This is a genomic window from Aquitalea sp. S1-19, assembly GCF_024343515.1.
Genome location: NZ_RJTZ01000378.1, coordinates 1 through 364, shown reverse-complemented (window position 1 = coordinate 364; position 364 = coordinate 1). Strand labels below are relative to the sequence as shown.

Genomic DNA, 364 nt, shown 5'->3' with positions numbered 1-364 from the left:
CCGCGCTGGCCATCGGCCTGTGGCTGGCCCTGCGCCGCACATGGAGCCAGGTCCTCGCCTGGTGGCTATTGCTGGGCGCAGGCAGCCTGCTGGTGTTGTCCAGCAAGTTGGCCTTTATCGGCTGGGGCATAGGTATCCCGGCCATCCGTTTTACCGGTTTCAGCGGCCATGCCTTTATGTCGGCCTCTATCCTGCCGGTGCTGGGTTATCTGCTGCTGGAAGGCTATCGATCCGGCCTTGGGCGTGCCGGAGTTCTGCTAGGTATGGGCGCGGCGCTGGCGGTAGCCGTTTCACGGGTGGTGGTCGGAGCGCATTCCCCGTCTGAGGTGATCAGTGGTTGTGCGCTGGGCCTGTGGGTCTCCAT

1 protein-coding gene is annotated in these 364 nt (G+C 64.3%); it reads left to right on the top strand.

The features are described from left to right. Positions 1–364 (top strand): phosphatase PAP2 family protein (locus EGI20_RS19155; RefSeq protein ID WP_498633289.1); only part of this gene is annotated, 364 nt, incomplete at both ends.